Annotated in this window: 12 protein-coding genes; 4 read left to right on the top strand and 8 right to left on the bottom strand. The window is 60.3% G+C overall.

Annotation, left to right across the window (positions count from 1 at the left end):
• Window positions 1–53 precede the first annotated feature (53 nt).
• On the bottom strand, window positions 54–1,400 hold the full coding sequence (locus AC27VU_RS20090; RefSeq protein ID WP_201136848.1) for an ATP-binding protein: 1,347 nt from the start codon (window positions 1,398–1,400) through the stop codon (window positions 54–56).
• A complete protein-coding gene (locus AC27VU_RS20095; RefSeq protein WP_103485452.1) occupies window positions 1,397–2,074 on the bottom strand; it encodes a response regulator transcription factor in 678 nt (225 codons plus the stop codon). The genes AC27VU_RS20090 and AC27VU_RS20095 overlap by 4 nt, the downstream gene beginning before the upstream one ends.
• A 220-nt stretch (window positions 2,075–2,294) precedes the next feature.
• On the opposite strand from AC27VU_RS20095, the gene AC27VU_RS20100 reads away from it, so the two are divergent.
• Both AC27VU_RS20100 and AC27VU_RS20105 read left to right on the top strand, forming a co-directional pair.
• The gene (locus AC27VU_RS20100; protein ID WP_488724755.1) at window positions 2,295–3,086 is read left to right on the top strand and encodes a dienelactone hydrolase family protein; all 792 of its coding nucleotides are present in this window, start codon (window positions 2,295–2,297) and stop codon (window positions 3,084–3,086) included.
• Between the two features lie 191 nt (window positions 3,087–3,277).
• A complete protein-coding gene (locus AC27VU_RS20105; RefSeq protein ID WP_488724756.1) occupies window positions 3,278–4,003 on the top strand; it encodes a 4'-phosphopantetheinyl transferase family protein in 726 nt (241 codons plus the stop codon).
• A gap of 115 nt (window positions 4,004–4,118) precedes the next feature.
• Here the strand turns inward: AC27VU_RS20105 and AC27VU_RS20110 are convergent, their stop codons facing one another.
• Window positions 4,119–5,729: an ATP-binding protein gene (locus AC27VU_RS20110; RefSeq protein WP_488724757.1), complete on the bottom strand. Its 1,611-nt coding sequence runs from the start codon at window positions 5,727–5,729 to the stop codon at window positions 4,119–4,121.
• Entirely contained in the window at window positions 5,726–6,448 is a 723-nt protein-coding gene (locus AC27VU_RS20115; RefSeq protein WP_103485449.1) for a response regulator, read from the bottom strand. Before AC27VU_RS20115 ends, AC27VU_RS20110 begins: the two co-directional genes overlap by 4 nt.
• Window positions 6,449–7,297: 849 nt before the next feature.
• Between AC27VU_RS20115 and AC27VU_RS20120 the strand changes: the two genes are divergently transcribed.
• Together AC27VU_RS20120 and AC27VU_RS20125 are read left to right on the top strand one after the other, a co-directional pair.
• Window positions 7,298–10,192, top strand: coding sequence for a ribonucleoside-diphosphate reductase subunit alpha (locus AC27VU_RS20120; protein WP_488724758.1), 2,895 nt, complete (start codon window positions 7,298–7,300; stop codon window positions 10,190–10,192).
• Window positions 10,193–10,334: 142 nt separating this feature from the next.
• Entirely contained in the window at window positions 10,335–10,562 is a 228-nt protein-coding gene (locus AC27VU_RS20125) for a hypothetical protein (RefSeq protein WP_488724759.1), read from the top strand.
• Between the two features lie 329 nt (window positions 10,563–10,891).
• On the opposite strand, the gene flgE is transcribed toward AC27VU_RS20125, so the two are convergent.
• From flgE to flgB, 4 genes are read right to left on the bottom strand one after another with little or no spacing between them, the layout of a single operon-like run.
• A complete protein-coding gene (gene flgE / locus AC27VU_RS20130) occupies window positions 10,892–12,223 on the bottom strand; it encodes a flagellar hook protein FlgE (RefSeq protein WP_201136845.1) in 1,332 nt (443 codons plus the stop codon).
• Window positions 12,224–12,253: 30 nt separating this feature from the next.
• Window positions 12,254–12,979: a flagellar hook assembly protein FlgD gene (flgD, locus tag AC27VU_RS20135; RefSeq protein ID WP_401069223.1), complete on the bottom strand. Its 726-nt coding sequence runs from the start codon at window positions 12,977–12,979 to the stop codon at window positions 12,254–12,256.
• Window positions 12,980–12,994: 15 nt separating this feature from the next.
• Window positions 12,995–13,438, bottom strand: coding sequence for a flagellar basal body rod protein FlgC (flgC, locus tag AC27VU_RS20140; RefSeq protein WP_003227217.1), 444 nt, complete (start codon window positions 13,436–13,438; stop codon window positions 12,995–12,997).
• A 3-nt stretch (window positions 13,439–13,441) separates the two neighbouring features.
• Complete coding sequence (gene flgB / locus AC27VU_RS20145; protein WP_003227219.1) at window positions 13,442–13,849, bottom strand: flagellar basal body rod protein FlgB; 408 nt, start codon at window positions 13,847–13,849, stop codon at window positions 13,442–13,444.
• Between the last annotated feature and the right edge of the window lie 233 nt (window positions 13,850–14,082).

Genomic DNA, 14,082 nt, shown 5'->3' on the forward strand with positions numbered 1-14,082 from the left:
CGATTCAATGTGGGAGCGAGCCTGCTCGCGAAAGAAGCCGGAAAGGCCTGCAATTAAACCGCAGGAAACTGAATCCTGAACGCCGCCCCGCCCATCGGCGAATCCCCGAGCATCAACTTGGCGTTGTAGCTCTCGATAATGTCCTTGACCACCGCCAGCCCGATGCCCTGCCCCGGATGCTGGCGATCCAGACGCTCGCCACGCTCCAGAATCCGCGCCCGTTGATTCGGCGGTACGCCCGGGCCGTCGTCTTCGATGCACAACTCGGTCCCGGCCAGACTCTCGCGAACGCTGATGCGCACTTCGCCCAGACACAGGCGATAGGCGTTCTCCAGCAGGTTGCCCATCATTTCCAGCAAAGCGCCCTGCTCGATCGGCACATAGCAGTGCTCCGGCAGATCGAAGGCCACCCGCACACGTTTGTCGCGGTAGACCTTGTCCAGTGTGTCGCACAGGCTTTTGAGCACCGGCTGCAGACGCACCTGGTGGCGCACCAGCCCGCTTTTGCGCAGGCTGGCACGTTGCAGTTGGTAGCTGATCTGCTGACTCATGCGCTCGATCTGGGTTTGCAGCACCCAGGCTTGATCACGATCTTCGGGACGTTTCGCCATGTCTTCGCTGACCCCTTGCAACACCGCCAGAGGGGTTTTCAGGCTGTGCGCCAGATCATCGAGAGAGTCGCGGTAGCGGCTGCGCTGCTGGCGTTCGCTGAGCAGCAAACGGTTGAGCGAGCCGGTCAGGCGCAGCAGTTCGCGCGGGTGCTGCTCGGTGAGGCTTTCGCGGGTGCCGCTTTCGATTTCGTCGAGTTCCTGGCTGAGCTGGCGCAGCGCCTTGAGGCCCCAGGTCAGGCCGATCCACAACAGCGCCAGCAACACCAGCAATGCGGCACCGAAGCCCAGATAGAGATTTTCGCGCAGTCCTTCGAGGGTATTTTCGTATTCACGCACCGGTTGCAGGGCAACGATACTGAACGCGGCACTTTTACCGCCAAGCAGTTTGACTTCGACGTCGTAGACGAAGAACTCCTGACCGTCGCTCTCGCGGATCCGCGCGAACTCGTTACCCATGCCGTCGTAACGCGGCTTGTAGTTGATCTGCTCTTCCTGCGTGCCTTTCGAGCGCCAGACCAGTTTGCCTTCGCGATCGTAGATGTAGCCGAGCAAGCGGTTGTCGGTGAGGTTGAAACGCTCATCGGGCAACTGCGACGGCATCATCAGGCGGCCGTTCTCGATGCGGGCGGCAGAGATCAGCGTGGTGGCGTCCGAGGCCAGCCGCTGCTCGATCGAGTCCTGCAACGCCAGGCTGAACGCGCCCTGCATGGCGGGGAGCAAGCCGAGCATGAACAACACCGCCAACGTGGTGGCGGCGAGCATCAAGCGAACGCGAAGAGAACGAATCAAGTGCAAGGCTCATTGAACAGATAGCCGAGACCGCGCACGGTATCGATCGGCTTGAACCCGCGCGTGCCTTCGAGCTTGCGGCGCAAGCGGCCGACCAGCACTTCGATCACGTTCGGATCGCGCTCGTCGTCGTCCGGATAGAGCTGCTCCATCAGGCGATCCTTGGGCACCACTTGCTGGTGGTGACGCATCAGGTATTCGAGGATGCGGTATTCGTAGGCAGTCAGCGCCAGCGGCTCTTCATCCAGCGATGCCTGCTTGCGATTGAGGTCCAGCAACAGCGGTCCGGCGACGATGGTCGACTGGGTGAACCCGCTGGAGCGACGCAGCAAGGCGTTGAGTCGTGCATCGAGTTCTTCGAACTGGAACGGCTTGACCACGTAATCGTCGGCACCGGCGGCCAGGCCTTCGACCTTGTCCTGCCAGTTGCCGCGCGCAGTGAGGATCAGCACCGGAAACGTCTTGCCGGTCGAGCGCAACTGCCGGATCAAGTCCAGACCGCCCATGCCCGGCAAACCGAGGTCGATGACCGCCAGATCGAAGTTGAACTGCCCGGTCTGGTACAGCGCCTCTTCGGCATTGGCCACGGACTCGACCACATGACCGCTCTCCGTCAGGCGGGTTTGCAGGTGATGGCGCAACAGCGCTTCATCTTCGACGACCAACAGTTTCATAACGCTCTCCCGGGTAAATCAAAAGCTCCAACTTCAACAGCATACCTGTGAGAGCGAGTCTGCTCGCGAAGGCGACGGCACGGGCGACAACTTTCTCATTGCTGTTCGACTGGATGCAAGGTTAGCAAGCCGCCCCTGTACCTGCCCTGAACGCTCGTTGAACCTGCACTGAATCAAATCGACTAGGCTGTCCTGACCACTTTCGATAAGGAGACCGACCATGCGCCTGTTACTCGCCCTCGCCCTGCTCGCCGCCAGCAGCCTGGCCAACGCCGCGATCAAGACCCAGGAGATTCCCTACCAGAGTGCCGACGGCACCAGACTGATCGGCTACTACGCCTACGACGATGCGATCAAGGGCAAGCGCCCGGGGATCGTCGTGGTGCATGAATGGTGGGGGCTGAACGACTACGCCAAACGCCGCGCCCGCGACCTCGCTGAGCTGGGCTACAGCGCACTGGCGATCGATATGTACGGCGAAGGCAAGAACACCGAGCACCCCAAGGATGCGATGGCATTCATGCAGGCCGCGACCCAGGATGCCGCCGCCTCCAGCAAGCGCTTCGAGGCCGGGCTGAACCTGCTGAAAAAGCAGCCACAGACCGACGTGAATAAAATCGCCGCCATCGGTTACTGCTTCGGCGGCGGCGTGGTGCTCAACGCGGCGCGTCAGGGCGAGCCGCTGGCGGGCGTGGTGAGTTTCCACGGCGCGCTGGCGACCACCACCCCGGCGACGCCCGGCAGTGTGAAGGGGAAGATTCTGGTCGAGCATGGTGCGCTGGACAGCATGGTCACCCCGGCCAACGTCACCACATTCAAATCCGAGATGGACAAGGCCGGCGCCGACTACACATTCGTCAGCCTCGACGGCGCCAAGCATGGCTTCACCAATCCGGATGCCGATCGTTTGAGCCACGGTGAACACGGTGGCCCGGATATCGGCTACAACAAAGCGGCCGATGAAAAATCCTGGGCGGACATGAAAGCGTTCTTCCAGAAAATCTTTGGCTGACATTGCCCCTGTGGCGAGGGAGCTTGCTCCCGCTCGGCGGCAAAGCCGTCGCAAAAACCTGCCGATGCGGTTTACCTGACAGACCTCGCCCACAGTTTTGGGGGGCTTTGCCCCCAGCGGGAGCAAGCTCCCTCGCCACAAAAGTGTGCAGCCTCTACCCAGTCGCGGCTTCAACCGGCAAAATGCCCGCCATGAATTCCAGCCCGATCCTCCCCATCTGCTGCACCGCGCTCGACGCTCACTGGCCGTTGCCCAGCGTGCTGCCCGAGACCGTCCTGCTGAGCACCCGTTTCGACCCGAAACAATTGCTCGGCGACGACTTCCAGCGCAGCGCCATCGAGCCGCCGCCGAGCATTCAGCGTTCGGTTGCCAAGCGCCAGGCAGAGTTTCTTGCCGGGCGGATTTGCGCCCGGGCGGCGTTGCAGCAACTGGAAGGCTCAAGCGTGATTCCGGCGATTGGCGAAGACCGTGCACCGGTGTGGCCGGCGCACATCTGCGGCTCGATCACCCACAGCACCGGGCGTGCGGCGGCGATTGTCGCCAACAAGCAGCATTGGCGTGGCCTGGGCATGGACCTGGAAAACCTGCTCGACACCGACCGCGCCGAACGCCTGGCCGGGGAGATCCTGACGCCTGCGGAACTGCAGCGCATGGCCGCCGGTTCGAGGGAACAACTGGCGTTGCTGGTGACGCTGACGTTTTCGGTGAAAGAAAGCCTGTTCAAGGCGTTGTACCCGATTGTGCAGAAGCGCTTTTATTTCGAGCACGCCGAGGTGCTGGAGTGGACAGAGCAAGGGCAGGTTCGGTTGCGTTTGCTGACTGACTTGTCTGCTGAATGGCGTAATGGCACCGAGCTGGAGGCGCAGTTTGGTGTGCAGGAGGGGCAGTTGTTGAGTCTGGTCAGCATTCCTGCCTGAGGATTTTTCAGCCTGTTCCGCCGCCTTCGCGAGCAAGCCCGCTCCCACCCTTGAAATGCATTCCCCTGTGGAAGCGGGCTTGCTCGCGAAGGCATCATCCCTGCCACCACAAAACTCAGCGGCGTTCCTGATTCCGCGGCCAACTCAGACTGAAGCAGGCCCCGCCCAGACTCTTGCTCTTGTTGATCAGCGCCCGGCCGTCATGCCAATGGATGATCCGCCGCACAATCGACAGCCCCAGCCCATGCCCGCCCGACGCCCGGGTACGGCTGTCATCCAGACGCAGAAACGGCGTGAAGATGCGCTCCCACGCCACCTCCGGCACGCCCGGCCCGTCATCCTCGACATCGACCCGGCAGCGCAACTGCCCGACCTGATAACTCACCGTGACTTTCGAGCGCGCATGGCGCATCGCGTTGCTCACCAGATTCTGCAACGCCCGGTGCAGGAAGCGCGGTTCGGCCTCGACCCAGGCGCCGTCGTTATCGGTGGATGACAGGCACATACCACGCTGCACCGTGACCCCGGCACGCAACGGCGCCAGCTCTTCGATCACCTGATTGACCAGCGCATCGAGGTCGATGCGCTGAAAGGTCAGCGCCGGCGAGCCCTGCTCCAGTCGCGCGTAGGTGAGCATCTCGTCCACCAGCTTATCGAGATCCTCGATGTCGTGATCCATGCCCTCGCGGTACTTCTCCAGCGCCTGCGGGGTGGTGGCCGAGCCGATCATCTCCAGACCGAAACGCAGACGTGCCACCGGTGTACGCAGTTCGTGGGACACCGCGCGCACCAGTTCGCGCTGGATTGCCAGCAACTGCTGCAAGTGCTCGGCCATGCCGTTGAACGCTGCCGCCAGCCGTCCTACCGAGTCAGCGCCCCGGGTCGGCACGCGGGTTTCCAGGCTGCCCTTGGCGATGCGCGTGGCGGCGGCTTCGAGGCCGCGCAAACGCCGTTCGAGCTGGCGCACCAACAGGTAAACGATCAGGCCGATCAGACTCAGGCCGAGCACGGCGATCAGCACCAGCCATTGCGGCGGATACGGATTCATCTGATACAGCGGGCCGATTTCCAGCACCCACGGCGTGCCGACCATGCCGGCAAACACCCGAATCGAGTCACCACCCTTGCCCAGCGCCATCACCGTGTCGCCCTCGGACACGCGGCGGCTCTGGTCTTCGTCCATGTCGGCCTCGTTGACCGTGACCAGTCGCAGATCAAAACCGAAGCCCTTCTCTTCCTTTAACTGTGCCAGCCGCTTGGGTTGTTCGCCCACCGGAAAACGCACCAGCTCATCGGCCAGCAGATAAATGGTCGCACGGGCCAGTTGTTCGCTGATCTGTTGCACGTCGCCGGTGAGCAGCAACTGTTCCTTGTCGCTGACCAGTCGATAGACCCGCGCCGCATGCGGGCCGGTCTGCTCCACCAACGCTTGACCGCGTTGCACCCGGGTGCGCTGTGACAAGTCCAGATCAGTCTCGGAAAACTTCTTCAGCGCCAGCGGAATCCCCAGCAGCCGCTCCCACACCAACAGCGCCCGATGGCGCTCGGTTTCGTTCATCGGTTGCAGGTTGTCGGCCATCAGCGAGAACGTGCCGTGGGCGAGGCGTTCGCGGTACTGCTCGCTACGCACCTGATTGAGCAGATGCAACGCCAGCACGCCGAGCACCGCCACCAGAATCAGCGCCGCGCACATGCCGCCGTAGATGCGCAGAAAAATCGAGTTCACAGCGCCAGGTCTACGCAGGCTTCAGGGACGAACAGATAGCCTTTGCTGCGGATGGTCTTGATCAGGCGCGGGTGGTCGGGGTCGTCGCCGATTTTCGGGCGGATGCGCGAAATGCGCACGTCGATCGAGCGGTCCTGGCCGTCGTAACCGATGCCCCGCAGCGCAGTAAAGATCTCTTCGCGAGAGAGGATTCGCCCGGCATTCGACACCAGCAGCCAGAGCAGGTCGAATTCGGCGCTGGTCAGTTCGATGCCGCTGTCGCTGAGCCAGGCTTCGCGCAAGGCGTTGTCCACCACCAGCGGGCCGAATTGCAGGCGACGGCTTTTTTCCGCGACGGGCTCGGCTGTGTCACTGCGTCGCAGCAAGGCCTGAATCCGCGCCAGCAACAGCCGTGGACGCACCGGTTTGCACACGTAATCGTCGGCGCCGAGGTCGAGGCCCTGGATCTGGTCGGCATCGTCGGTCCGCGCGGTGAGCATCAGGATCGGCCCGTCATAACGGTCACGCACCTTGCGGCAGATGCTCAGACCGTCTTCACCGGGCAGCATCAGGTCGAGGATCACCAGGTCCGGCTGCTCCTTGATGATCCGCGCCGCCGCCAGCGCGCCGTTGCCTTCAATCTCCACCTGCAATCCATTGGCTTGCAGGTATTCGCGGGTGAGTTCGGCCAGACGCTGGTCGTCTTCGACTATCAATACCTGCCAGGCTTCTTGCTCCACCGGTGACCTCTGCTTGCTGTTTTTATTAATAAGGAAGAATGCTCGGCCTGACTCAATTCCCCTGTGGGAGCGGGCTTGCTCGCGAAGACGGCGGCATGGTCAACATGGAAATTGCCTGACCCAACGCTTTCGCGAGCAAGCCCGCTCCCACATTTCTCCCGTCTTTTTGTCATCTTTCGGGAGGATAAGAATGGGTAAACACTGCCCGATTGTATAAACGGCGTACAACCAGAACACAAGTCGCCAAATGCGTTCGGACAACCCGGTTTTTTGTGATAGGGTTCGCGCCCTTAAAAATCCGCTGAAGCGTTTTTCCCGAGTGAAAAACAGTGACAAACGGTCTAGCTCAGCAGGTTCGCGGCCTACACGGGAATTCCTGGTTTCTTACACAATTTACGCACAGGCTTATCCACAGCTAGTACGTTGCAAGCCCCCTCGAAACGCATTATCTTGTAGCACGGCGCAAGGAGAGACCCTACATATAGGGTTTTCCGCTCAAACGCCCAACCACATTTCGGACCTGAAACTCAAGCGCTTTATTGCCGGTTTCCGGTTGAACCAAGCAAGTTTTTCAAAGCCCAAACCGCACTTGCGGATGGCACCGTTTTTTAGGTTGGAAACAACCGGAACGGTACGGGTGTTGCAGTCATGACTGTCACCCTGGAAGGAATCCGGCTCGAGCCCTGGCTCGCAGCCAAAAACTTCGGCAAGGATGCGGCGTCATTAGCCTTTTTCCTACTGGTCCGAAGTTGTTATGCCCGACGCCCGTCGGTTGTAGTGCTTCGGACCAGAACGGTGAGCACCATGATGGTGCCCAAACAAACATAGAGAATGTGGAGATCACCCCCCATGCAAACCGACACAACTCGCGAGAACCCGCAGGGCACCTTGCCGCAGGCCGCCGATTCGAATTCGGATCTGGCTGCCACCGCGCCTGGTCAACTGCGCGTGATCAAGCGTAATGGCACTGTCGTTCCTTACACCGATGACAAGATCACCGTCGCTATCACCAAAGCGTTTCTCGCAGTTGAGGGCGGCACCGCTGCCGCTTCGTCGCGAATCCACGACACCGTTGCCCGTCTGACCGAACAAGTCACCGCGACCTTCAAGCGTCGCATGCCGTCGGGCGGCACCATCCACATCGAAGAAATCCAGGACCAGGTCGAACTGGCCCTGATGCGTGCCGGCGAGCAGAAAGTCGCTCGTGACTACGTGATCTACCGTGACGGCCGTTCGAAAGAACGCGCTGCCCACGCTCCGGTCGAAGCTGCGGTCAACGCGCACCCGTCGATCCGTATCACCCGCGCCGACGGCAGCCTCGCGCCGCTGGACATGGGCCGCCTGAACACCATCGTCACCGAGGCCTGCGAAGGCCTGGCTGAAGTCGATGGCGACCTGATCCAGCGCGAAACCCTGAAGAACCTGTACGACGGCGTGGCCCTGAACGACGTCAACACCGCACTGGTAATGACCGCGCGTACCCTGGTTGAACGTGAGCCGAACTACTCGTTCGTGACCGCGCGCCTGCTGATGGACACCCTGCGTGCCGAAGGCCTGGGCTTCCTGGGTGTGGCCGAAAGCGCCACTCACCACGAAATGGCCGAGCTGTACGCCAAGGCGCTGCCGGCCTACGTTGCCAAAGGTATCGAGTTCGAACTGCTGAACCCTGTGCTGGCCACCTTCGACCTGGAAAAACTGGGCAAGGCGATCAACCACGAGCGCGATCAGCAATTCACCTACCTGGGCCTGCAGACCCTGTACGACCGTTACTTCATCCACAAGGATGGCGTGCGCTTCGAACTGCCGCAGATTTTCTTCATGCGCGTGGCCATGGGCCTGGCAATCGAAGAGAAGCAGAAAGAAGACCGTGCGATCGAGTTCTACAACCTGTTGTCGTCCTTCGACTACATGGCGTCGACTCCGACCCTGTTCAACGCCGGCACCCTGCGTCCACAGCTGTCGAGCTGCTACCTGACCACCGTTCCGGACGACCTGTCGGGCATCTACCACGCGATCCACGACAACGCCATGCTGTCGAAATTCGCTGGCGGCCTGGGCAACGACTGGACCCCGGTTCGTGCACTGGGCTCGTACATCAAGGGCACCAACGGCAAGTCGCAAGGGGTGGTTCCGTTCCTGAAAGTGGTGAACGACACCGCTGTAGCCGTCAACCAGGGTGGCAAGCGCAAAGGCGCTGTGTGTGCCTACCTGGAAACCTGGCACATGGACATCGAAGAGTTCATCGAGCTGCGCAAGAACACCGGTGATGATCGTCGTCGTACCCACGACATGAACACCGCCAACTGGATCCCTGACCTGTTCATGAAGCGCGTCTTCGATGACGGCAAGTGGACCCTGTTCTCGCCATCCGAAGTTCCGGACCTGCACGACCTGACCGGTAAAGCCTTCGAAGAGCGCTACGAGTACTACGAAGCCCTGACCGAGTACCCGGGCAAGGTCAAGCTGTTCAAGACCATCCAGGCCAAAGACCTGTGGCGCAAAATGCTCTCCATGCTGTTCGAAACCGGCCACCCATGGCTGACTTTCAAAGACCCGTGCAACCTGCGTAGCCCGCAGCAGCACGTCGGCGTGGTTCACAGCTCGAACCTGTGCACCGAGATCACCTTGAACACCAACAAGGACGAGATCGCCGTTTGCAACCTGGGCTCGATCAACCTGCCGAACCACATCGTCGACGGCAAGCTGGACACCGCCAAGCTGCAACGCACCGTGAACACTGCCGTGCGCATGCTCGACAACGTGATCGACATCAACTACTACTCGGTGCCGCAAGCGAAGAACTCCAACTTCCGCCACCGTCCGGTCGGTCTCGGCATCATGGGCTTCCAGGACGCGCTGTACCTGCAGCACATCCCTTACGGTTCCGACGCTGCCGTCGAGTTCGCCGACAAGTCGATGGAAGCGGTCAGCTACTACGCGATCCAGGCGTCCTGCGACCTGGCAGACGAGCGTGGTGCTTACGAGACCTTCAACGGTTCGCTGTGGTCCAAAGGCATCCTGCCACTGGATTCGCAACAGATCCTGATCGAGCAACGTGGCCAGAAGTACATCGACGTTGACCTGAACGAGACCCTGGACTGGGCACCGGTTCGCGCCCGTGTACAGAAAGGCATTCGTAACTCCAACATCATGGCCATCGCACCGACCGCAACCATCGCCAACATCACTGGCGTATCGCAGTCGATCGAACCGACCTACCAGAACCTGTATGTGAAATCGAACCTGTCGGGCGAATTCACCGTGATCAACCCGTACCTGGTTCGCGACCTCAAGGCTCGCGGTCTGTGGGACTCGGTCATGATCAACGACCTGAAGTACTACGACGGTTCGGTACAGCAGATCGAGCGCATCCCGCAAGAACTCAAAGAGCTCTACGCGACCGCGTTCGAAGTGGACACCAAGTGGATCGTTGACGCCGCCAGCCGTCGTCAGAAGTGGATCGACCAGGCCCAGTCGCTGAACCTGTACATCGCCGGCGCCTCGGGCAAGAAGCTCGACGTGACCTACCGCATGGCCTGGTACCGTGGCCTGAAAACCACCTACTACCTCCGTGCCCTGGCCGCGACCAGCACCGAGAAGTCGACCATCAACACCGGCAAGCTGAACGCTGTTTCCAGCGGCGGCAACCACGGCGACGATTCGGTTCTGGCAGCTCCGGCAGGTCCGGCTCCAGTGCCAAAGGCTTGCGCGATCGACGAGCCGGATTGCGAAGCTTGCCAATAAGCTGAGCTGAATCAGGCGTTGCGAGACGCCTGATACTCTCCGGGCAAAAGAAAACCCCCGACAGACTTCTGGTTTGTAGGGGGTTTTCTTTTGCCTGCCATTTAACTGTAGGAGCTGTCGAGAGTAACGAGGCTGCGATCTTTTGATCTTCAGTGCTGCTGCCACAGATCAAAAGATCGCAGCCTTCGGCAGCTCCTACAGTGATTACATGAATCTGACGGAGATTAGTTGGCTCGCGGGCCGCCATCGCCAGCAGGCTGGCTTCCACAGAAGAGCAAAAGCCAAGCGCATGCTTTTCACCACTCAATGGCCGAGTGTCAGCTCGCCGAAAGCTTTTGATTTTGCCGTACCGGCCCCGTCGGCAGGCTGAGTGGAGGGGTTTATCCGGGGGTGGGAGCGCAGCGACCGTTTGGCGAAGCCAAACACATCGAGAGGAGGTGCAGCGAAGCAAACCGTAGGCGATGCCCCCGGATGAATCCCGCAGCGAAGGAACCCGAGCCTAAGCGAGGGCCGAACGCTGGGGCCAAGCCTTTTGGTTACTTTTTGGCGTCTGAAAAAGTGACTCGCCGTAAGGGCGAAACCGCCAGCCGCAGAACCCAAAGAACCGGATATTCACCCAATCAAAACAGCTGCCACCCAATAGCCGCCCACAAAAAAGCCCCTCAAAAAGAGGGGCTCTTGCACAACCAGAAACCGCAATCAGGTCATCTGAATGATGGTCTGCATGATGGTGCTCTGAGTCGAGATGGTCTTGGCGTTCGCCTGATAGTTGCTCTGGCCCTTGATCAGGTCCACCAGTTCGTTGGTCAGGTTAACGTTCGACTCTTCCAGCGAGTTGGACGCGATCGAACCGAGTGTACCGGTTTCCGGCGCATCGTAACCCGGGATACCCGAAGCGAAAGTCTCTTTCCAGCTAGTACCGCCGACAGCCTGCAGGCCTTGTTCGTTGGTGAAGCTGGCCAGCGCAACCTGGCCGATGGCCTTGCTCTGGTTGTTGCTGAAGTTGGCGAACAGCGTACCGGTGCCGTCGATGGTCAGGTTGGTGATCTGGCCAGTGGCGTAACCATCCTGAGTCGGGATCGAACGCGCGGTATCAGCGTTGAACTGAGTGGTCTTGGCCATGGAAATGGTCACGCCATTGGTGTTGGCAGACGCGCCGTTTGGCGTGAAGGTGCCGTTGGTCACGGTACCCGGTACCCAGCCGGTCAGCTTCAAGTCGCTGCTGATGATCGGCTTGGTCGCATCCGCCGGGTTAGGCGTGCTGACCTGAGTGAGATTGCCCGAACTGTCGAACGTCAGTGTCGAAGCAGTCGGGGCGGTCTTGGTTGGATCGCTGCCGGTTGCATCCGGATTGCGCCCGTCCACCAGGGTGTAGACCTTCCAGGTGTTTTGGCCGGTTTTCACCATGTACTGATCCATGACGTGCGAGTTGCCCTGAGAGTCATAGATCGGTGTGCTGAACGACTTGGTGTAGGTTTCGAGTTTTGCCGGGTCGAACTTGCCTGCCGCCACTGTGTCGTCGATCACTGGGGCCGACGAGTTCAGGTTGATGCTCGAAGTCACCAACGAAGTCGATTTCGGCGCCAGGTTCGAGGTGTCGATCTTCAGGTCGGTCAACACGCCGTTGATGATCTTGCCGTTGGCATCCACACCATAACCTTGCAGGCGCGAGGTGTAGTCGGTGTTGGTGATGAAGCCGTTATTATCGACCTTGAACGTACCGGCACGGGTGTAGGTGATCGCGCCGTTGTTGCTCATGGTGAAGAAACCGGAACCGTTGATACCCATGTCCAGCACGTTACCGGTGTTGTTGATGTCACCCTGGGTGAACTGCTGGGACACGTTGGCCAGGCGCACACCGTTGCCGATGACTTTGCTGCCGCTACCCAGGCGAGTGGCCGAGTAGACGTCTTCGAATTCTGCACGGGACGATTTGAAACCGGCGGTCGCGACGTTGGCGATGTTGTTGCCGGTCACGTCCAGTTGTTTGTTGGCTGCATAGAGACCGCTAAGGCCGATATTGAAAGACATATTCCACTCCTTTGTGCCGGTTAGTCGGCTCTATATACCAATGGTTTGTACTTTGGACAGGGCAACGGTGCCCTTGCCGGACAGGTTGAGCATCAGCTCGCCACCGGTCTGGCTGATGGTCACACTGTTGACCGTGGCTGGCAGATAGGTCGCCATATCGGTCGAGGTGCCATTGATCGAGGCGTTGGCCTTGACGGTGTAGGTACCGGTCTTCACCAGGTTGCCGTCCTTGTCCTTGCCGTCCCAGGTGAAGCTCGCGCTGCCTGCGGCGCGACTGCCCAGATCGATGGTGCGAACCACCGCGCCGCTGCTGTCGGTAATGCTGACGGTGCCGCCGGCAATCGACGACGGAACGGTGACCGAACCGGTCATGCCTTTGCTCGGGTCGTCCAATTGAACGGTGTTGGTCTGCACGATCACGTTGCGGCCCACCAGCGACGACGCCTGCAGGGCCTGCGAGGAGTTGTAGTTGCCGGCCAGCGAGCTGACGGTGCTGTTAAGCGTGGTGATGCCTTCCAGGCTGCTGAACTGCGCCAACTGCGCAACGAACGCGCTGTTGTCCTGCGGGTCGAGCGGGTTCTGGTTTTTCAGCTGGGTGACCAGCAATTGCAGGAACGCATCCTTGCCCAGCGCCTGGCCGCCGGTGGAACTGTTAGTCGCAGAAGCAATGCCATCGGCGGTCGAACTGGTCTTCTTCGACGAGTTCGCCAGGATGTCATTCATGCTCAAGCTGCTGGTGGTATCGGAAACACTCATGGCCGTCGCCCCTTATTACTGACCGAGGGTCAGTACCTTCTGCATCATGGTTTTGGCGGTGTTCATCATTTCGGCGTTGGTCTGGAACGACCGGCTCGCGGAAATCATGTCAGCCATTTCTTCCACCACGTTGACGTTCGGGTAGTAGACGTAGCCCTTGGCGTCAGCGGCCGGATGGTTCGGCTCGTAGCGCGCTTCGAGGTTGCTCTGGTCTTCGACCACGCCAAGCACCTGTACGCCCTGCCCGGCAGCGTCCTGACTCTGGAACAGCGAGTTGCTGCCGCTGTTCTGGCCGCCCTGGAACATGGTGGCGAACACCGGGTGACGGGCGCGGTAGGTCTGGTCGATGCTCGACGAGACGGTTTCGGCGTTGGCGATGTTCGAAGCCACGGTGTTCAGACGCGTGGTTTGTGCGCTCATGCCGCTGCCGGCAATGTTGAAAACGCTAGACAGGGACATGGATTACTCTCCGCGCAGGGCTGACACCAGCCCTTTGAATTTGCTGTTGAGCAGAGTGAAGCTGGCCTGGAAGCCGACCGCGTTTTCCGCGTAATTCGACTGCTCGAGCTGAGCGTCCACGGTGTTCTGGTCGATCGAAGGCTGCATCGGCGTGCGATACATCAGCGACTCGTCGCCATTGCCCACGCCTTCAGCTTCGATGTGACGGCTGTTGGTCATGTTCAGGGCGATGGTGCCGTTGGCGTTCTTCTGGCTCTGTGCTTCGAGCACTTTGGAGAAGTCCAGATCCCGAGCCTTGTAGTTCGGGGTATCGGCGTTGGCGATGTTGTTGGCCAACACTTCAGCGCGCTGGGCGCGGAAGCCCAATGCCTTTTCGTGAATGCCGAGCGCTTTATCGAAGCTGATGCTCATGTCGGGAACCTTCGGGTGACCGGTTTTTCGTACCTGAGCTTTAGCAAGCCGCGTGCCAATGCGAGAAACCCCCGAAAACCGGGGCTTTGCGGGGCATTGGCAAAGCGGCAATGCCAGAAAAGCGGCAAACGGCTTCCGCTGGCTGCCGCTTTTCTGCCGCTTGCCCTCCCCTCGCACCTACACCACAGACCCACTGTGGGAGCGGGGTTTTTTCCTGAAAGGGCAGAGGGGGT

The organism is Pseudomonas sp. 14P5.3.2 (assembly GCF_057799175.1).